Raw genomic sequence first — 18791 nt, 5'->3', positions numbered from 1 at the left:
CATGTATTTCATGCGCTGATAGCTATCAAAAAGATAGTAAATGGAGGCTGGTTCATGGCGCTGCGGCCAGTCCCTGCACCTGTGAGGCGGCCGCTGCGCTCAACCAAGGGCAGGAGTTGGCTGGCAGCGACGGCCGTCGATTGCGGGTAACTGCGAAATCGGCGTGAGGCTTACCGCCGCATGCTTGCAAACGCCTCGAACTCCCAGCTGCGCATCGCCAGCAGCAGGGTGTAGCCCTCGCGCTCGCGGTCGGGCAGCTTCTGGTCGGCCAGGTGCTGCTGGGCAAAGTCCTGCGCCACGCGCTGCATGCGCTCCATGAAGGCGGGCGCCAGGCCGCGGCTGATGTTGCCGTGCACCAGCAGCACGCCTTCGCCCGGGCCATCAAAGCCGCCTGCAAAGTAGTCCAGCAGCGCGTGGTCGCGGAAGTAGTTCATTACGGGCCCATGTGGGCGCCAGCGGAAGGTCTTGGCCAGCTTGAGGCGGTAGCGGTTGAGCGGCCGCAGCTCGATGATGCCGATGCGGTCCAGCTGCGCCAGGTACTTGATGCCCTCGGCCTCCGTCAGACGGTAGTAGCCCGTCACCTGCTCCAGCGTCCACTGGCTCAGCACACAGATCGCCATCAGCAGCAGCTTCTTGTCGGCCACCACGGCCTTTTCCTGCTCGTGGGTCAGCTCTTTCAGCAAGGGCTGCTCATCGGCCACGCGCCTTGCCAGATCGGCAAAGTCCAGCGCCAGCGCGCGGCAAATGGCGTCGATGCGCGACAGCGGCATGTCACCTTTGGCCAGCATGCGCTTGACGCTGGACTCGGCCATGCCGAGCGCCTGCGCCAGATCGGCATAGGTCATCTGCGCGGTCTTGAGTTCTTTTTTGAGGGCGGTGACGAGGTCGGCGGTCGTGCTCATGGTGAGGGGGCTCCTGGGTATCAATTATCAATACCCGAAGGTGCGTGGGTAGCCCCTTGCGCGACTTTTTGAGGCCACCGATGGCGCCGCTGCCCACACTGCGCGGCATCGTTCACTTTCTACGGTGTGTGTGATGTCTTCTTCCTCTGTGACTCCCCTGCGTGCGCGCGGCCTGGCAACGCTGTCGCGACTGTCGGGTGCCGAAACCGGCCTGCTGCTGGGCGCGGCCGCGCTGCTCGCCCTGGCGCTGTTCGGCCCGGTGCTGCCTGCCAGTGCGCACCAGCATGACTTTGCCGACCAGCGCACGCTGTGGGGTATTCCCTGCGCGCTGGATGTGTTGAGCAACCTGGCCTTTGCCTTGGCGGGTGCATGGGGCTGGTGGGGGCTGCGCCGTGTGCCGCCGGCCGCGCTGGACGCCATCTCCCGTGCGCTGGCTGCCCTGTTCTTTGGCGGGCTGCTGTGCACCGCCGCAGGCTCGGCGCTGTACCACTGGCAGCCGCAGGACGCGGGCCTGCTGTGGGACCGCCTGGGCATGGTGCTGCCTTTTGCGGGGCTGCTTGGGCTGGCGGCGGCCAGCCGGGTGAGCGCGCGGGCGGGCGTGGCCGCTGCAAGTGCCGTGCTGCTGGCGGGGCCACTGGCCGTGTGGGCCTGGGTGCGCACCGGCAACCTGCTGCCGTGGGCCGTGGTGCAACTGGGCGGTCTGCTAGTGGTGCTGGCGCTGGCATGCCTGCCACGCCGCGTCGGCGGACTGGCGCTGCACCTAGGCATGGTGGTGGTGCTGTACGCCCTGGCCAAGCTGCTGGAGGCGGCAGACCATTCGGTGTTCGAGGCCACAGGCGGATGGGTGTCGGGCCACAGCCTCAAGCATGTGCTGGCGGCGGGCGCCGCCTGGCCCGTGATGACGGCATTGGGATCGCTGGTGGCTTTGCGCCACAGTGACGCGGCGGTGATGCCGCGGGTCATGCCGTCCGGGCAGAATGGCGCCCACGCCGTGGGTGTCGCCCGCAGATCCGGCGCATGAAGCGCAGGTCCGGAAAATTCCAACAAGCCAACCCATCGGAAACGAGGAGAAACGCATGAGCCCCGACACCGCCTCCACCAGCGTGGCCCCCGCACCCACGCACGAGGACCCGAACCAGTTTGCCCTGCTGCGCCAGCGGCGGTTTGCCCCCTTTTTCTGGACGCAGTTCTCCGGCGCGGCCAACGACAACCTCTTCAAGTTCGCCTTCACGGTGATGGTGACCTATCAGCTCAGTGTGGACTGGCTGCCGCCCGCGATGGCGGGGCTGGTGATTGGCGCGTTGTTCATCCTGCCGTTCCTGCTGTTCTCGGCCACATCGGGCCAGCTGACCGACAAGTACGACAAGACGAAGATGATCCGCTTCGTGAAGAACCTGGAGATCGCCATCATGCTGGTGGCGGCCGTGGGCTTCATCGCGGGCAACATCCCCATCCTGCTGCTGTGCACCTTCTTGATGGGCGTGCACTCCACGCTGTTTGGCCCGGTCAAGTTTGCGTACATGCCCCAGGTGCTCAACGAGCGTGAGCTGACGGGCGGCAACGGCATGGTCGAGATGGGCACGTTTGTGGCCATCTTGCTGGGGAATGTGGCCGGTGGGTTGCTGGTGGCGTTGCCCGGCATCGGTCACACCACCGTGGCCGTGGCCTGTGTGGTGGCGGCCCTGGCGGGACGCGCGGTGGCGCAGTTCATTCCCTCGGTGCCTGCCACCGACCCGGGCCTCACCATCAACTGGAACCCCTTCACCGAAACCTGGCGCAACCTCAAGCTGGCGCACGAGAACATCGTGGTGTTCCGCTCGCTCCTGGGCATCAGCTGGATGTGGTTCTTTGGCGCGGTGTTTCTGAGCCAGTTCCCCAGCCTGGCCAAGAACGTGCTGCATGGCAACGAGCAGGTGGCGTCGCTGCTGCTGGTGGTGTTCTCCATCGGCATTGGTGTGGGCTCGCTGCTGTGCGAGGTGCTGTCGCGCCGCCATGTCGAGATCGGCCTGGTGCCGCTGGGCGCCATCGGCATGAGCGTGTTCTCCATCGACCTGTATTTCGCGTCGCGCAGCCTGCCACCGTCCGAGATCATGGGCCTGGCCGCCTTCATGGCCCAGGGCGCCCACTGGCGCGTCATGCTGGACCTGGCGCTGCTCAGCCTGTTTGCGGGCCTGTACAGCGTGCCCATGTACGCGCTGATCCAGATGCGCAGCCAGCCCACGCACCGAGCCCGCATCATCGCGGCCAACAACATCCTCAACGCGCTGTTCATGATCGGCAGCTCGCTCATTGCCGGTGCCTTGCTGGGCGCGGGCTTCACGGTGCCGCAGATCTTCCTGTTCACCGGCCTGGCCAACGCCGTGGTGGCGTTCTACATCTTCATGCTGGTGCCCGAGTACCTGCTGCGCTTCATCGCGTGGGTGTCGTCGCGGTTCGTGTACCGCTTCAAGGTGCAGGGCGATGAAAACCTGCCGTCCACCGGCGCCGCCATCCTGGCCTGCAACCACGTGAGCTTTGTGGACGCCGTGCTGCTCATGGCCGCCAGCCCGCGCCCCATCTACTTTGTGATGGACCACCGCATCTTCCGCGTGCCCGTGCTGGGCTGGCTGTTCCGCCTGGCCAAGGCGATCCCGATTGCGCCGTACAAGGAAGACCCGAAGACCTACGAAGCCGCCTTTGACCGCGCTGCCCAGGTGTTGCGTGAGGGTGATTTGCTCGCCATCTTCCCCGAGGGCGGCATCACCAAGGACGGACAGCTGCAGGAGTTCAAGGGCGGCATCATGAAGATCATCGAACGGGCGAAGGCCGAGGGTGTCGAGGCCCCGGTGATCCCCATGGCGCTGACCAACCTGTGGGGCTCGTACTTCAGCCGCATCGAAAAGGGCGGCGCCATGGTGCGGCCGTTCCGCCGGGGCTTCTACAGCCGCGTGGGGCTGAATGTGGGCTCCGCCGTCGCGCCGACCGAGGTGCAGCCCAACCTGCTGCGCGAGCGGGTGCAAAAGCTGCTGACGGCCTGACCGAGGGGCGTGCAAGCCGCCCCTGGCTGGGCGGGCTCAGTCCGCCCGGATCTGTGCGCGCTGGGCAATGGCACGCATGCGTGGCAACTCGTCTTCGATCTGCGCCAGCGCGGCATCGCCCGTGGCGTAAGACGGCTCCAGCCCTGCGGCGATGAGCTTGCTGCGGATCTCGGCGTCCGCCATCGTCTCGGCCAGTGCCTTGTGCAGCTTGGCCTTGGCCTCGGCGGGCAGGCCACGCGGCGCGACCACGGCCAGCCAGGAATCGGCCGAGAAGCCGGTAAAGCCACTTTCTGCCACGGTGGGCACGTCGGGCAGCTGCGTGGCCCGCGTGGCGCCCGTCACCGCAATGGCCTTGATCTTGCCTGCCTTGAGCTGTGGCAGCGCTGCCGCCACGGTGTCGATGGTGAAGGGAATCTGCCCGCCCATCAGGTCGGCCATGGCAGGGGCGCTGCCCCGGTAGGGCACATGCATCAGCTTGATGCCGGCGGCCGACCAAGTCAGCTCGGCGGCAAAGTGCCCCGTGGTGCCGTTGCCGAACGAGCCGTAGGAGAACTTGTCGGGCGTGCGCTGCACGGCGGCGATCAGCTGCCGGAGGTTGTTGACTGGCACATCGCGGTGGGCCAGCAGAATTAGGGGCACTCGCGCGACCAGGCCAACGGGCTCGTAGCTTTTGACGGGGTCGTAAGGCAGCTTGGCGTTCAGCGCGGGGTTCACGGTGAAGGTGGAGCCGGAGCTGATCAGCAGCGTGTAGCCATCGGCAGGCGCATTGGCTACATAGGCTGCACCCACTACCGTACCCGCGCCCGCCTTGTTCTCCACCACGATGGGCTGGCCGAGCCGGTCGCCCAGCTTCTTGCTGATGGTGCGGCCCACGATGTCCACGGCGCCCCCAGGCGGGAAGGGCACAACAAGTTGCACGGGCTTGGCGGGGTACCCGTCGGCGTGCGCCAGCCACAAGGGGCCCATTCCCAGCCCTGCAAGGGCCACCCCCAAGAGGATCACGCTACGCCGACTGACAAGCTGCAAGCATTTCATGGGGGCTCCTTGGATCGAGGGAACGGGCGGGCCCCTTGCCTTGGCGGTCAGGGGCCCTTTGAACAGGTGCTCAGATCAACGACAGCCCGGCCAGCTGTGCCAGCCGTCGCTGCTCGCTGGACGCATCAGCCGTTGCGAAAAAGAAAGCTGTAAGCGTTCAACGCCGGCACCCCTCCCAGGTGCGCATACAGCACGCGGGAGCCTTCGGGGAATTCGCCCTTGCGCACCATGTCGATCATCCCGTGCATGGACTTGCCTTCATACACCGGGTCGGTCAGCATGCCTTCCTGGCGTGCGCACAGGCGGATGGCTTCGAGCGTGCCCTCGTTGGGCAGGCCGTACTCGGGGCCGCCGTAGCGGGTGTCCAGCACCACGTCTTCGGCCGTGATCTCCTGTCCCAGCTCGACGAGCTTGGCGGTGTTCTGGGCAATGCGCAGGATCTGCGCGTGCGTCTTCTCGGGCTTGGCCGAGGCGTCGATGCCGATCACCTTGCGCGCGCGGCCGTCGGCCGCAAAGCCCACCACCATGCCCGCCTGCGTGCTGCCCGTGACCGAGCACACGACGATGTAGTCGAACTGAAAGCCCAGCTCCTTTTCCTGCTGGCGCACTTCTTCGGCAAAGCCCACAAAGCCCAGGCCGCCGTACGGGTGCTCGGAGCAACCGGCGGGAATGGGGAAGGGCTTGCCGCCCGCCTTCTTCACATCGTCCATGGCCTGCTCCCAGCTGGGACGGATGCCGATGTCGAAGCCCGCTGCGTCCAGGCGCACGTCGGCGCCCATGATGCGGCTCATCTCGATGTTGCCCACGCGGTCGTACACCGCGTCGGAGTAGTTCACCCAGTTCTCCTGCACCAGCACGCACTTCATGCCCAGGTGCGCGGCCACGGCGGCCACCTGGCGCGTCTGGTTGGACTGGATACCGCCAATCGACACCAGCGTGTCGTAGCCGCCTGCAATCGCCTCGGGAATCAGGTATTCGAGCTTGCGCGTCTTGTTGCCGCCAAAGGCCAGGCCCGAGTTGCAGTCCTCGCGTTTGGCATACAAGTGCACCTTGCCGCCCAGATGCGCCGACAGGCGGTTGAGGGGCGTGATGGGAGAGGGGCCGAAGGTGAGCGGGTGGCGGGCAAATTTCTGCAGGTTCATGGCGGTGTTCCGGTCGGTGAAGAGGAGTCGCAAGCACGGGGCTTGCAGTGCCTTCATCGTAGAAAAACACGCGCATCAAGTGGTTGCAAAAATTGTCAAAATTTCGGCGTTTAAGTTTTCTGAAAGAGAATGAGAGCTGAAAGTATTTCTTCAGATTGTTTATGTGCGCAACAAAAGTTCGTGCCAAGAATGCACCACAGGCCGATGTCTCTGCCGAGCTGGACCGCACCGACAAAGCCATCCTGCGGCAGCTGCAACGAGATGCGTCGCTGTCCAACGTCGCGCTGGCCGAAAAGGTGCATCTGAGCCCGCCCGCCTGCCTGCGCCGCGTGGAGCGCCTGCGGCGCCTGGGGCTCATCGACAAGGTGGTGGCGCTGCTCAACCCCCAGGCCGTGGGGGCGGGCATGCTGGTGATGATTGGCGTGGTGCTGGACCGCTCCACGCCCGAGTCGTTCGCCGAGTTTGAAAAGGCGGCCGCCAAGGTGTCCGGCTGCATGGAATGCCACGTAGTCACCGGCGAATTCGACTACTTCATGCTGGTGCGCACGCGCGACAACGACAGCTTCAACCGCCTGCACGCAGAGCAGTTGCTCTATCTGCCGGGCGTGCGGCAGGTGCGCTCGTTCATGGTGCTGCGCAACGTGCTCTCGACCACCGAGCTGCCACTGGCGGTGTAGCCGTCTGCCTCTATTCGGTCACTGGTCACTGCGCGCCGCGCAGCCGCCCCATCATGGCCGCCCAGGCCGGGCCGCCAAACACATTGACCACCAGCCCCGCCATCAAGAGCCCGGCGCCCGCAAAGTGCACGGGCAGCAACTGCTCGCCAAACACCACCCAGCCGGTGGTCAGGCCCACCACAGGCACCAGCAGCGTGAAGGGCGCCACACGGTTCACGGGGTAACGCGACATGAGGTAGGTCCACAGCCCGAAGCCCAGCAGCGTCGATATCCATGCGATGTAAGCGACGGCGGTCATGGATTGGAAGGACAGGTGCTGCACGGCCGCCCACACCGTGGCAGGCCCGTCCAGCCACAGCGAAAGCGCCACAAACGGCAGTGGCGCCACCACGCTGGACCAGACGATGAAGGCAAACTGGTTCATCGGCCCATACCGCCCCACAGCGCGGGTGACGATATTGCCGCAGCCCCACATGGCGGCTGCCGCCACCGTGAGCGCAAACCCTGCCAGGGGCATGGAGGCGCCATGCGCGCTGCCGATCAGCACCAGCCCGCAGCCCGCCAGCGCCAGGCCTGCCACCTGGTTGCCCTGCCATTTTTCGCGCAGCCACCACGCGGCCAGCAGCAGGGTGAAGAACGACTGCGACTGCAGCACCAGCGACGCCAGCCCCGAGGGCATGCCGATGTGGATGGCAGTGAACAGCAGCGCAAACTGGCCCACGGCCATGGTCATGCCGTACAGCAGGTACAGCCGCAGCGGCACCTTGGGCGGCTTGACAAACAGGAGCGCCGGGAAGGCCGCGAGCAGATAGCGCAGCGCCCCCAGCAGCAGGGGCGGCACCCCGGCCACCCCCACTTTGATGACAGCGAAGTTGAGGCCCCAGACCACGATGACAAGCAGGGCCAGGGCGAGGTCGCGGGGGCGCAGGGAATTGTTCATGCCCTGCATTCTCTGGGATCGGGGAGGCCGCTAGCCGATCGTTTCAGGACTGGCAAGGTGCAAAAACGGACCAGACCGTGAAGAAGTTCAGAGGGCGTTATGTAGACTCGACCGCGAAGCTCAGCCCCGCATTCGCTTGCAGGCGCGCGATGAGCCGGTCGCCCATCGCCGGGGCGGTGGTCCAGATGCCGCCAGGCGTTTCCGTGGCTTCCTGCAGCAGGCACACCGCCGCCTCGGTGATCATCTTGGAGGTGGAGCCGTAGCCAGGGTCGCGGTCGCCCTTCACACCCACGCGCAGGGTATGGCCTGCGTCATCGGTGCCCAAAAACAGCACGTCGTAGAAGCCGTTCTCGCGCTCCTCGCGCGAAGGGCCTTCGCCCGGCTTGGGGCCTTTGTCCGAGCCCAGCGACTTGTCGCCCGCCACCGCGTTGGCGATGGCCTCGCCCTTTTCGCCGGGGCCGGTGATGAGCATTTCGTCGTAGACAAAGTCGGTGCCGTAGGCGTGCTGCAGTAGGAAGTTGGAGCGGTGTACGTTGCGCGTGTTGATGGCGGCCATCACGAAAGGTGCGACCCACACCCCATCGCCCAATGCTTCGTCCACCATGGGCTTGTTGCCCGAGGGCTGGCGTGGGCCTTCAAAACCGGGGGTCAGCGAGAAGGGGTTTTTCAGCAGGTCCAGCACGCCGGGCTGGCTGGCGGCTGCGGCCATGGTGGCCTTGAGGCTCGCGGCCGTGCCGCCCGAGAAGGTGCCCTTCATCTTGCGCACCCGGCCGCGCACGCGCGGGGCCGGGTGGCCGAAGCGGTGGCGGAATTCCTTTTGCAGCAGGAACACGCCCAGGTCGAACGGGATCGAGTCGAACCCGCACGAGAACACGATGCGCGCGCCGCTGGCTTTGGCGGCGGCTTCATGCGCGTCGATCATCTGGCGCATCCAGGCGGGCTCGCCGCACAGGTCCACATAGTCCACCCCGGCCTTGGCGCAGGCGGCCACCAGTTCGTTGCCATACAACTGGTAGGGGCCCACGGTGGTAAGCACCAGGCGCGTGGTGTCCATCAGCGCCTGCAGGCTGGCGGGGTCGCTGGTGTCGGTCACGACCAGCGGGGTGTCGGCCGGGGCGCCCACTTCGTCGCGCACGGCGGCGAGTTTGTCGGCATTGCGGCCTCCCATGGCCCAGCGCAGGCCGCTGCCTGCGGGGTAGCGTTGCAGCAGGTACTCGACCACCAGGCGGCCAGTGAAGCCGGTGGCGCCGTGGACGACGAGGTCAAAAGGTTTGGTCATGGTGGGGGCTCCGTCCGTCAAAAGTGCAAGGTCCGGGGGCAGGCAGAAGCTGCCTTGCCCGAAGAGGCAGCCATTCTCTGTGGCCGTGCCTGCTGCCTCTGTCGCGCAGGTGCATGGCGAGGGCCGCGTAGGGCCTGAACAACGGCTTGTCCCCAATTTTCTGAGAAAAAGTATCGCTAAACGATACCAATTGGCCTGCCGGTGGCCACTGTTACGGTTCAATGCAGACACGCAAGTTACGTCTGGGCACCATTCGTTCCGTGTTCAACCAACGCCCTTCGGGCACCACAGCAATGTCTTCTTCTCCCATCGTTGTTCAGCGTGACACCAAGGCCTGGCAGCTGCAGGTGTGGGTCTCGTTCGGCATCGCGGTTTTTCTGTGCGCCGTGGGCCTGGCATGGCTGCCGGGCGAGCAACTGGAGCAGGCGTTCATGGTGATGGGCTATGTGTTCTGCCTCTCTGCCGCGTTTGTGCTGGCCAAGTTTGTGCGGGACAACGCAAGCGCCTCGCGCCGTGGCGGTGGCGACACCCCCATGTGGAAGCTGGTGGTGTGGGGTGGCTTTGCGGTGGCCATGGGCCTCACAGGCTGGGGCCTGCTGAGCATGGACATCAACGTGACCTACAAGGCGTTTCTGGGCGTGAGCTGGCTGTACCTCATCACCACCGCCTTCACGTTGGCCAAGATGCTGCGCGACCGCCATGAGGCCGACCTGCTCGAAGCCCGCCTGCAAGGCCGCCGCGAAGCGGCCCAGGCTGCCGCCCAGAGCGGCAGCATGAACTGATCGCACCCGGTGTGCGCGGGCGGCAAACCGCCGCCCTTCTGGATGAATTTCTTTCTGGTTCTTTCTGGTCTTTCGACCCGGTCTGTTCCGCACTTTGGGGGTGTGGGCGGGCCGTACCCTGAGGAGTGAATGATGATGAATACCGTGTTTTCTTCGTGGGGCTCTGCGGCACGCCTGCCCCGCGCCCTGCTGGCGGCCGGTGTGGTGTGTGCGGCCCTGGTGGTTGCCAACCCAGCCCGGGCGCAGAGCGAGGCTTCTGCCGCGCTGTCGATGTTGCCGGTGGCCTCGGTGGTGGGCACAGCGTCGGTGGCCTCGGCGGCCGCCGGTGCGGTGGTGACGGTGCCGGCGGCGCTGTCGGTGGGCGGCGCGGTGCTGACGGTGCGGGCGGTGGAGGCCTCGGCCGTGGGCACGGTGTATTTGCTGGAGCGCGCCTCGGACGGCGCCCAGGTCAGTGTGGAGGTGGTCGGCCGCGGTGTGGCGGGCTCGGCCTATGCCGTGGGCACCGTGGTCACCTGCAGCGTGATCGGCACGGGCGTGATCCTGTCGGCGGCGGGCGAGGCCATTGCCTTTGTGCCCAATGCCATCGGTCGCGCCTTGTTGTACAACGAACGTCTTTGAGGAGCGGCACGATGGTGAAAACCCTGAACCTTGGTCGCGACCCCACGCAGCGCATCCCTGCCGTGGTGGGCATGGTGTTCTTCGCTGGGGCCGCGCTGCTGGCAGCCACCCCGGCCCATGCGGGCCGCTCGTGCGAATCGCGCAAGCCTGTGCCGCCGCAGGTGATCGAGCGCGGCATGAAGCTGGCCGAGCAGACCTCGGCCGCGCTCGATGCCGAGCACGCCAAGTCGGGCGTGCAGGTGGTGGCCCTGGCCCGTGCGGGACAGGACCTCTCCAAATACGGCCTGCGCTACTCACACTTTGGCTGGGCCTACAAGACGACCGAAGGCCCGTGGCGCGTGGCGCACAAGCTCAACGAATGTGGCACGGCCGTGGGCCACCTGTACCGCCAGGGCCTGGGCGAGTTCTTTCTGGACGACCTGTGGCGCTACGAGGCCGTGTATGCCGTGCCCACGCCCGAGGTGCAGCAGCGCCTGCTGGCCGTGCTGCAGGACAAGGGCCGCACCAAGACGCTGCAGCACCTGCCCTACAGCATGGTCAGCTACGCGTGGGGCCGCAAATACCAGCAGTCCAACCAGTGGGCGCTGGAGACCCTGGCGATGGCCATGGAGCCCGCCACCGTGCGCTCGCGCGACCAGGCGCAGGCCTGGCTGCAGTTCAAGGGGTATGAGCCCACGACTCTCAGGCTGGGGCCGCTCACGCGCATGGGCGGGCGGGTCGGGTCGGCCAACATTGCGTTTGACGACCATCCGAACGAAAAGCGGTTCTCGGACCGCATCGAGACCGTGACCGTTGACTCGGTGCTGGCCTGGATGCAGCGCACCCAGCTGGCAGCCGCACCGGTGGTGCTGGCGATCAAAAATTGAATCAAAATGCCAACAGGCGCAATCAATACATGCGCTGGCAGCTATAAAAAGAAGAGCATTCGCCGGTGCGCTACCGCGCGCACCCAACCCGGCGCACAGCGCCACCGAGGAGAAGAACATGAGCAAGTCCTTGAGACTGTCCGAAAAATGGTTCCGCCGTGGCCTGTGGCTGGTGGCGCTGGTGTTTGCCAGCTTCCTCATCGGGCTGGGCGGCACCATCGTGGGCGATCTGCCCAAGGTCGAGACCCCGCTGCGGGTGGACGACTTTCTGGACAAAGTCGCAGCCGACAAGCTGCGTGCCGAGGTCAAAACGGCGCGCCAGGCCGAGCAGGACGCGCAGACCGCGCTGGAGCAGGCCCAGCTGCAGCGCAGCAAGGTGCGCAGCGAGGTGCAGGCTGAGCGGGAGAGCTTCAACAACTGGCTGTCCACGCGCAGCGCCACGCAGCGCGCCGACCAGGACCCCGAGGTGATCGCGCGCACCCAGGCGCTCGATGCCCTCAAGCTGGTGGAGCGCAAGGCCCAGCAGGCGGTGGAGACGCAGCAGCAGGCCGCACTCGATGCCCGGCAGGCGGCAGCCGCCCGGCAGGAGCAGCTCAACCAGATGGAGTCTGACGGCTATGTGAAGCTCGCGGCCGAGCGCCGCAAGGTCGAGCTGCGCGTGTTCCTGTACCGCCTGGCCCTCACGCTGCCGCTGCTGGCCGCCGCCGGCTGGCTGTTCGTCAAGAAGCGCAAGAGCACCTACTGGCCGTTTGTGTGGGGCTTCATCTTCTTTGCGCTGTTTGCCTTCTTTGTGGAGCTGGTGCCCTACCTGCCCAGCTACGGCGGCTACGTGCGCTACGTGGTGGGCATTGCCGTGACGGCCGTGGTGGGGCGCTACGCCATCCAGGCGCTCAACCGCTACCTGGAGCGCCAGAAGCTGGCCGAGGCCCTGCCCGACCAGGAGCGCCGCAAGGAGCTGAGCTATGACGTGGCCCTGGCCCGCCTGGCCAAGAGCGTGTGCCCCGGCTGCGAGCGGCCCGTGGACCTGAAGAACGAGAAGATCGACTTTTGCCCGCACTGCGGCATCGGCCTGTTCGACCACTGCGGCCACTGCAACACCCGCAAGAGCGCGTTTGCACGGTTTTGCCACGCCTGCGGCACCGGGGCGGGTGTGAAGCTGGCGCAGGAGTAGGACAGACCGTGTAGCGGTCTGGGCGGGGCTTGACCTAGCCCACCATCACCCGGTTGCGCCCCTCGGCCTTTGCGCGGTACAGGGCCGTGTCGGCGGCCAGCAGCAGGGTGTCCATGTCGGCCTCTGCGCCCAGTGTGGCGCTGTGCACCAGGCCGATGCTGACGGTGGCCCGCTGGGGGCCGCCCAGCGTCGCGTCCAGCGCCTGCCGTTCCACGGCGCTGCGCACCCGTTCGGCAATGGCCTGGGCCTCGGTGGGGGACACGCCGGGCAGCACGGCGGCAAACTCTTCGCCCCCCATGCGGCCCAGCACGTCGTCGGCGCGCAGTGCGCGCGCCATGGTCTGCGCAATGCTGACCAGCAGTCGGTCGCCCGCGCCGTGTCCGTGCTGGTCGTTCACCTGCTTGAAGTGGTCCACGTCCACCATCATCACCGCCAGCCCGGTGGATTCACGCTGGTAGCGCTCCAGCAGGCGATCGCCCTGTTTGAGCAGTGCGCGGCGGGCCAGCACGCCCGTCAGGTCGTCGTGGCGCACGGCATGGTGCAGGCGGCGCAGGGCCTCGGCGCGTGCCGCGCTGGCACAGGCCACGGCCAGGGGCCCCAGGGCCAGCAGCGTGACGCCCACGCGCAGCGAGAACACATCGCCCGCGTGGGCCGGCGTGAAATTGAGCACACCCGTGGCCACGCCCGCCATGGTCCACAGGCACACCACCAGCGACAGCAGGCTGGAGGTGAAGGCGCTATAGCTCAGCGCACACCACAGCAACCCGGGCACGACAAAAGCCAGCATGCCGGGCCCGCCGATGAGCGTGCGGATGCCCTCGGCCAGTACCAGCGAACTCACAGGTGCGACGCGCCAGAACAGGGGGGTGTCCTGGGTGTGCGATGGGGGATCTGCCGCGCGCGGCGCAGCCAGCACCACGGGCACGATGAGCATGTAGTTCATCAGCTCGGTGCTGAACCACAGCGACAGCAGATCCGTCCACGGGGAGTCGAAATACACCGGTGCCGCGCCGCAGCCTGCCAGCGCACCCACCGCGCTGGCCGCCAGTGCTGCCAGCAGCAGGTACAGCGCCGCCACGGTGCGCTGCAGCCGCAGGATGCGCTCGTCCAGCCCCCGCAGCACCAGCCAACCGGCGGTGGCGCCCAGCAGGTTGGCGGCATTGAGCCACAGGGCCATGCTCCAGGCACTGCCGGTGACCAGGTCGGCCGCCACATACCCCACGGCGGCCGCCACCCAGGCGGGCGGCCGCGCCAGATGCGGGTAGCGCACCAGCAGCCCCAGCAGCAGTGCATTGGCCGGCCAGAACGCCGACAAAAAGCCGATGGGCCGCGCAAAGATGCCCACCAGGCAGGCGGCAAAGATCAGCAGCGCCAGGCCTGCCCAGGCCACAGGCGGGGGGACGGTCCGGGCAGGGGCAAAAAGGCGGGGCAGGGTGGGCGGCATGTGGGCAGCGGATGCGTGCGAGGGGGCGTGTGGGGGAGTGCAGGGGCGTGTGGGCCCCGATTGTCCCCGGTGTCAGGGCATGCCCAGCAGCAGGGCCACCAATTCGCCGGTGCTGGTGGCGCCCAGCTTGCGCATGATCCGCCCCCGGTGGGCTTCCACCGTGCGGTGGCTGATGTTCAGGTGGCGTGCAATCTGTTTGCTGGTGGCGCCGGTCACGATGTGCTGCGCCACCTCGCGCTCGCGCACCGTGAGCGGCGTACTGACCACACGGCGGTGCGAGATGTCTTCAAACATCCACACTGCCCGCGCAAAGGGTTGGGCGCGGTCCAGCGCGCGGCCCACCACATGGCACCAGAACAGGGTGCCGTCGCGGCGGCGCATGACGCGCTCGTCGCTGTAGCTGCCGGTGTCCATCATGGCGGGCAGGCCCAGGTTGCCGGTGTGGGTGAATTCGTCCAGCGACGGATACAGCGGCGCCAGCGGCTGGTCCAGCAGCTCGGCCTGTTCATAGCCAAACATGCGGGCAAAGGCTTCGTTGCAGATCTCGATGTGGCGCTCGCGCGTGACGCACATGCCCACGGGGGCGAGGTTGAAGGCCAGTTCCAGCGCTTCATTCAAAGGGGCTTGGTGGGCGGCAGGCATGGGGCGTGATTGTGCGGCAGGCGGGCTCAGGCCCGGCGCCCTGCGGCCACCACCACGCGGTTGCGGCCTGCATGTTTGGCGTCGTACAGCGCCTGGTCGGCCCCGGCCAGCCATTCGGCCCAGCTGCCGTCGCCAGAGGTCACGCAGACCATGCCGATGCTCATGGTCACAGAGATGCCCTCCCCGGCCTCGGTGAGTCGGATGTTCTGCACCGCGCGGCACAGGCGCTGGGCCACGGCCGCTGCGTGCTCGGCCGTGGCGTCGGGCAGGTACACCAGAAACTCTTCACCGCCCCAGCGGGCCAGCAGATCCGACCCCCGCAACTCGCCGCCCAGGGCCTCGGCCGCCGCGCGCAGCACGCGGTCGCCCGCTGCATGGCCAAAGCGGTCGTTGATGTGCTTGAAATGGTCGAGGTCCAGCTGTGCAATGGCGCTGCCCACCGGCAGCTGCGCCGGCAGCATGGACATGAGCCAGCGGCGGTTGCCGATGCCGGTGAGCGTGTCGGTCTGGGCCACCTTTTGCAGCCGCACCTCGGCCCGCTCGTTGGACAAGGACGACACCATGAGTGCAACGCCGAAGTGGCAGAACATCTGTGCGTAGAACGCCCGGGCAAAACCGACAGGGCTGGTGGCGTGCGTGGCGATGAGAAACAGCTGCAGTGCAAACAGCCCGGCGCTGGTCAGCAACAGCCCGGCCAGCAACCCGCGCGAGGGCAGGGGCTCGGTGTGGCGGTCGCGCCAGATCTCAGAGGCGGCCGCCGCCAGCGCCAGCGCGGCCGTCAGGTGGAAGGCGCCCGCGCGCAGCAGGTTGTCGAGCGGAAACTGCGTGGCAATGCCCAGCGCCAGCCAGCCGCCCGGCACTGCCACCAGCAGCGGCAGGGGCACCCGCCGGCGCCCGCTCAGGGTCCGCACACTGGCCCAGAACAGCGCATAGCCCAGCGTGCCCAGCAGCAGGCTGGTGTGCGTCCACAGCCACTGGGGCAGCACTTGGTACTCGCCCTGGCCCGCCAGCTCGGCGCCGACGGCCAAAAGCAGGTAGGCCGCCGCCAGCGGTCGCAGGCCCTGCGGACGGCATGAATGCCGGCTGACATGAAAGATGCTCAGCGCGCCGGCCACCAGGGCGGTCTTGTAGAGCAAGAGGACGGTGGGGAGGTCAAGCTGTAAACCCATGGCGCTGCGTGGCGGTGGTGTGGTGGCAGTGGGGCGGATCAGATCGGGAGTGCCCAGTCCCTGTATGGTGACCGAAAGCAGTGACAGGTGACGGATGCTAGATGCCGGCGCGGCGCAGGGGGGAATCCAAGGGCGGTCGTCAGCGCTGGCGCCACCGCTTCTTCCACTGCAGCTGGATCACCCGCGCCACGCGCCAGGCCCACGAGGCGCGGGCACGTTCCAGCACGGCATGCTTGAGCTGCATCCAGTGCGCGTGGGTCCAGGCAAACCAGCGCAATTGCATGAGCGCAGGCTGCGTGAGGGTGAACAGCCGCGCCACCACCGCCGTGCCCACCACCTTGGCCAGCACGATGACGAGCATGCCCAGCACCACATGCCCGCGCCCGATGGCCCAGAGCGCCAGCAGCTTGATCGGCAGCAGCAAGGCCGTAGGCAACGCAAACAAGGCCACCGCAGCCCAGGGCGGCAGGGAGCGCACCCAGCCTTCGATCCAGCGCAGGCCGGGCCAGCGGCCGATGCGCGCCAGCAGGCGCTGCAGAGGCTCCCAGCCCCATTCCTCGAACAGGATCAGCAGCGCCAGCAGGCCGCTGCCCAGGCCCGTGAGGGCCCGCAGAGGCCAGTGCAGCAGATGGCGCAGGGGTTTTGGAATGATTTTGGCCCGATGCGCTAGTGGATCATGCCTGGCGTGCTATGTAAAAAATAGCAATCTGGTGGAGGGCGAATCTGCCGCTCACACGCCGCGCGCCCGGTCGGCCTTGAACTGTGCGCGGAACTGGGCGAAGGTGCCGGCCTCCAGCGACTCGCGCACCTCGCGCATCAGGTTCAGGTAGTAGTGCAGGTTGTGCACGGTGGTGAGCATGGGGCCCAGCATCTCGCCGCAGCGGTCCAGGTGGTGCAGGTAGGCACGTGAGAAGCCTTCGCGCCCGCCGTCGTCCCACGACACGCCGGAGCTGCCGGCGCAGGCGTAGCAGGTGCAGCTGGTGTCCATGGGTTGGTGGTCGGCCTTGTGGCGGGCGTTGCGGATCTTCAGGTCGCCAAAGCGTGTGAACATGGTGCCGTTGCGCGCGTTGCGGGTGGGCATCACGCAGTCGAACATGTCTACGCCGTTGGCCACGCCCTGCACCAGGTCCTCGGGCGTGCCCACGCCCATCAGATAGCGCGGCTTGTGCGCGGGCAGGCGGTGCGGCGTGTGGGCCATGATGTCCAGCATCTCGTCCTTGGGCTCGCCCACGCTCACGCCGCCCACGGCATAGCCGGGGAAGTCCATCTCGACCAGGCGCTCCAGCGACTCCTGGCGCAGGTTCTTGTACATGCCGCCCTGCACGATGCCGAAGAGCGCGTTGGGGTTGTTTAGCCGGTGGAACTCGTCCTGGCTGCGTTTGGCCCAGCGCAAGCTCATTTCCATGCTCTTGCGCGCCTCGGCCTCGGTGGTCTTGTGGCCCTTGGTCTCGTACGGTGTGCACTCGTCGAGCTGCATCACGATGTCGGAGTTGAGCGTGGTCTGGATCTGCATGCTCACCTCGGGCGACATGAAGAGCTTGTCGCCGTTGACGGGGCTGGCAAAGGTCACGCCTTCTTCGGTGATCTTGCGCATGGCGCCTAGGCTCCAGACCTGGAAGCCGCCCGAGTCGGTGAGGATGGGCTTGTCCCACTTTTCAAAGCCGTGCAAGCCGCCAAAGCTCTGCATCACGTCGAGCCCTGGGCGCATCCACAGGTGGAAGGTGTTGCCCAGGATGATTTGCGCGCCCATGTCGTGCAGGCTGCGCGGCATCACGCCCTTGACGGTGCCATAGGTGCCCACAGGCATGAAGATGGGGGTCTGCACCACGCCATGGTTGAGCGTGAGCTGGCCACGGCGTGCGTGGCTGGATGGGTCGGTTTTGAGGAGTTCGAACTGCAGCATGATGGGCCGCATTGTCCCAGACAGGCTGAAAGCGCCCTGCCTGACATGGCGCAAGGGCATAGGCTGGCGCTGGACGATGGCGTGGCTACACTGGTCTGCACTGACTCACTCAAGGAGAACACCATGCTCAAGATCCTCATCGCAGTGGATGGCTCTGAACTCTCCCTGGACGGCGTGCACCACGCGCTGACCCTGGTGCGCCAGGGCCTGCAGGCCACCATGGTGCTGGCCAATGTGCAGGAGCCCGCCACGCTGTACGAGCTGGTCACCACGCGCGACCCCGACCTGATCGCCGCCGCCAGCCTGGAGGCGGGCGAGCACCTGATGGCCCCGGCGCGCGCGCTGCTCGATGCCGCCGGGGTGGCCTACGAGACCGATGTGGGCGTGGGCGATGTGGCGCACACGCTGGTGGACATGATCGAGCGCTCGGGCTGCGACATGGTCATCATCGGCGCCAAAGGCCAGGGCGCCATCACCAGTGCGCTGCTGGGTTCCGTGTCGCACGAGGTGGCGCACGCCAGCCCCGTGCCGGTGACCATCGTCAAACATGCTGAGGTGCTGGAGGGCGCGGACAGCGACATTGCCGAAGACGCCGAGGTCTGAGGCCCCGAAGCGTTTCGGCCCCCCAAAACGACCAGGGCCGCTGTGCGCGGCCCTGAGGGGGAACGGGATGAAAAGGCGTCGGGCTCAGACCGCCTTGCGGAACGGCTCGGCCGCCGGGCGCTGCAGCTTGCCATGGGGCAGGGTGGCCAGGCGCGAGAACATGCGGCGCACATACCCGCGCACCCACAGGCATTTGTTGAGTTCATCCACGGGCAGCGGACCCGACACCACCACGATGTCGTTGGCCACGTCCTGCGCCCCGGCCGCGCGCAGGCGGCGGCGCGTGTTGTTGGCCCACGACTGGATGCGCGTGGGGCTGCCATGCTGGTGCACCTCGCCCGTGTGCTTGTCGAACGCAATGGCCACGGTGTCGGTCTTGAGCTTGAAGCGGCGTTCACCCGTGACGGCGCTGGGCGCCTCGCGCATGTCATACAGGTAGTAGCTGCCTGCCTTGAGCTGGTATTGCATGTCCATGGGTGTGTTCCTCTTTGTCGGCATTGTCGAGGGGCACGCTGCAGGCAATGGCAGGTAAAACGGTGGGAAAGGGGCTCTTTTTGAACGCCTCTCACTGGGGGCCACGCCGGTTTCTGTGCGCGTGCCA

At 66.9% G+C, this 18791-nt stretch carries 19 protein-coding genes; 8 read left to right on the top strand and 11 right to left on the bottom strand.

Annotation, left to right across the window (positions count from 1 at the left end; translation table 11 throughout):
* Positions 1 to 170 precede the first annotated feature (170 nt).
* Complete coding sequence (locus ACOYR4_RS20770) at positions 171 to 902, bottom strand: helix-turn-helix domain-containing protein (RefSeq protein WP_209820538.1); 732 nt, start codon at positions 900 to 902, stop codon at positions 171 to 173.
* Between the two features lie 133 nt (positions 903 to 1035).
* On the opposite strand from ACOYR4_RS20770, the gene ACOYR4_RS20765 reads away from it, so the two are divergent.
* Complete coding sequence (locus tag ACOYR4_RS20765; RefSeq protein WP_422847903.1) at positions 1036 to 1923, top strand: hypothetical protein; 888 nt, start codon at positions 1036 to 1038, stop codon at positions 1921 to 1923.
* A 55-nt stretch (positions 1924 to 1978) separates the two neighbouring features.
* Entirely contained in the window at positions 1979 to 3919 is a 1941-nt protein-coding gene (locus tag ACOYR4_RS20760) for an MFS transporter (protein WP_422847902.1), read from the top strand.
* A 36-nt stretch (positions 3920 to 3955) separates the two neighbouring features.
* Here ACOYR4_RS20760 and ACOYR4_RS20755 read toward each other — a convergent pair whose 3' ends face one another.
* Positions 3956 to 4885 carry a Bug family tripartite tricarboxylate transporter substrate binding protein gene (locus tag ACOYR4_RS20755; protein WP_422849694.1) on the bottom strand — a complete coding sequence of 310 codons (930 nt, stop codon included), beginning with the start codon at positions 4883 to 4885 and terminating at the stop codon, positions 3956 to 3958.
* 194 nt (positions 4886 to 5079) lie between these two features.
* Entirely contained in the window at positions 5080 to 6096 is a 1017-nt protein-coding gene (locus ACOYR4_RS20750) for a 1-aminocyclopropane-1-carboxylate deaminase (RefSeq protein WP_015015981.1), read from the bottom strand.
* A 161-nt stretch (positions 6097 to 6257) separates the two neighbouring features.
* Here ACOYR4_RS20750 and ACOYR4_RS20745 point away from each other — a divergent pair, with 161 nt between their 5' ends.
* Positions 6258 to 6773 carry an Lrp/AsnC family transcriptional regulator gene (locus ACOYR4_RS20745; RefSeq protein WP_056648055.1) on the top strand — a complete coding sequence of 172 codons (516 nt, stop codon included), beginning with the start codon at positions 6258 to 6260 and terminating at the stop codon, positions 6771 to 6773.
* Between the two features lie 25 nt (positions 6774 to 6798).
* On the opposite strand, the gene ACOYR4_RS20740 is transcribed toward ACOYR4_RS20745, so the two are convergent.
* Together ACOYR4_RS20740 and ACOYR4_RS20735 are read right to left on the bottom strand one after the other, a co-directional pair.
* Complete coding sequence (locus tag ACOYR4_RS20740) at positions 6799 to 7701, bottom strand: EamA family transporter (RefSeq protein WP_422849693.1); 903 nt, start codon at positions 7699 to 7701, stop codon at positions 6799 to 6801.
* A 109-nt stretch (positions 7702 to 7810) separates the two neighbouring features.
* Positions 7811 to 8992, bottom strand: coding sequence for a saccharopine dehydrogenase family protein (locus tag ACOYR4_RS20735; RefSeq protein WP_422847901.1), 1182 nt, complete (start codon positions 8990 to 8992; stop codon positions 7811 to 7813).
* A 293-nt stretch (positions 8993 to 9285) separates the two neighbouring features.
* Between ACOYR4_RS20735 and ACOYR4_RS20730 the strand changes: the two genes are divergently transcribed.
* From ACOYR4_RS20730 to ACOYR4_RS20715, 4 genes are all read left to right on the top strand, one after another.
* Positions 9286 to 9774, top strand: coding sequence for a YiaA/YiaB family inner membrane protein (locus ACOYR4_RS20730; RefSeq protein ID WP_422847900.1), 489 nt, complete (start codon positions 9286 to 9288; stop codon positions 9772 to 9774).
* 132 nt (positions 9775 to 9906) lie between these two features.
* Positions 9907 to 10392, top strand: coding sequence for a hypothetical protein (locus tag ACOYR4_RS20725; protein ID WP_422847899.1), 486 nt, complete (start codon positions 9907 to 9909; stop codon positions 10390 to 10392).
* Positions 10393 to 10463: 71 nt separating this feature from the next.
* On the top strand, positions 10464 to 11258 hold the full coding sequence (locus ACOYR4_RS20720; RefSeq protein ID WP_203422460.1) for a DUF2145 domain-containing protein: 795 nt from the start codon (positions 10464 to 10466) through the stop codon (positions 11256 to 11258).
* Positions 11259 to 11376: 118 nt separating this feature from the next.
* Positions 11377 to 12429 carry a serine endopeptidase gene (locus ACOYR4_RS20715; protein WP_422847898.1) on the top strand — a complete coding sequence of 351 codons (1053 nt, stop codon included), beginning with the start codon at positions 11377 to 11379 and terminating at the stop codon, positions 12427 to 12429.
* A gap of 34 nt (positions 12430 to 12463) precedes the next feature.
* Here the strand turns inward: ACOYR4_RS20715 and ACOYR4_RS20710 are convergent, their stop codons facing one another.
* The 5 genes from ACOYR4_RS20710 to tgt all read right to left on the bottom strand — a co-directional run bounded on the left by ACOYR4_RS20710 (position 12464) and on the right by tgt (position 17587).
* The gene (locus tag ACOYR4_RS20710) at positions 12464 to 13819 is read right to left on the bottom strand and encodes a diguanylate cyclase (protein WP_422847897.1); all 1356 of its coding nucleotides are present in this window, start codon (positions 13817 to 13819) and stop codon (positions 12464 to 12466) included.
* 126 nt (positions 13820 to 13945) lie between these two features.
* Entirely contained in the window at positions 13946 to 14515 is a 570-nt protein-coding gene (locus ACOYR4_RS20705) for a PAS and helix-turn-helix domain-containing protein (RefSeq protein ID WP_121941150.1), read from the bottom strand.
* Positions 14516 to 14541: 26 nt separating this feature from the next.
* Positions 14542 to 15684: a diguanylate cyclase gene (locus ACOYR4_RS20700; RefSeq protein ID WP_422847896.1), complete on the bottom strand. Its 1143-nt coding sequence runs from the start codon at positions 15682 to 15684 to the stop codon at positions 14542 to 14544.
* A 139-nt stretch (positions 15685 to 15823) separates the two neighbouring features.
* Complete coding sequence (locus ACOYR4_RS20695) at positions 15824 to 16162, bottom strand: hypothetical protein (protein ID WP_422847895.1); 339 nt, start codon at positions 16160 to 16162, stop codon at positions 15824 to 15826.
* Positions 16163 to 16414: 252 nt separating this feature from the next.
* Positions 16415 to 17587 (bottom strand): tRNA guanosine(34) transglycosylase Tgt, encoded by a 1173-nt coding sequence (tgt, locus tag ACOYR4_RS20690; RefSeq protein ID WP_422847894.1) that lies wholly within the window; start codon positions 17585 to 17587, stop codon positions 16415 to 16417.
* A gap of 123 nt (positions 17588 to 17710) precedes the next feature.
* On the opposite strand from tgt, the gene ACOYR4_RS20685 reads away from it, so the two are divergent.
* Positions 17711 to 18190, top strand: a complete 480-nt coding sequence (locus tag ACOYR4_RS20685) for a universal stress protein (protein ID WP_422847893.1) — start codon at positions 17711 to 17713, stop codon at positions 18188 to 18190.
* Positions 18191 to 18274: 84 nt separating this feature from the next.
* Here the strand turns inward: ACOYR4_RS20685 and ACOYR4_RS20680 are convergent, their stop codons facing one another.
* The gene (locus tag ACOYR4_RS20680) at positions 18275 to 18664 is read right to left on the bottom strand and encodes a hypothetical protein (protein WP_422847892.1); all 390 of its coding nucleotides are present in this window, start codon (positions 18662 to 18664) and stop codon (positions 18275 to 18277) included.
* Between the last annotated feature and the right edge of the window lie 127 nt (positions 18665 to 18791).

Origin of the sequence: Acidovorax sp. M14, assembly GCF_049331375.1 — a bacterium.
Taxonomy (GTDB): domain Bacteria; phylum Pseudomonadota; class Gammaproteobacteria; order Burkholderiales; family Burkholderiaceae_C; genus Acidovorax.
This window is presented reverse-complemented; position numbering and strand designations above follow the sequence as displayed.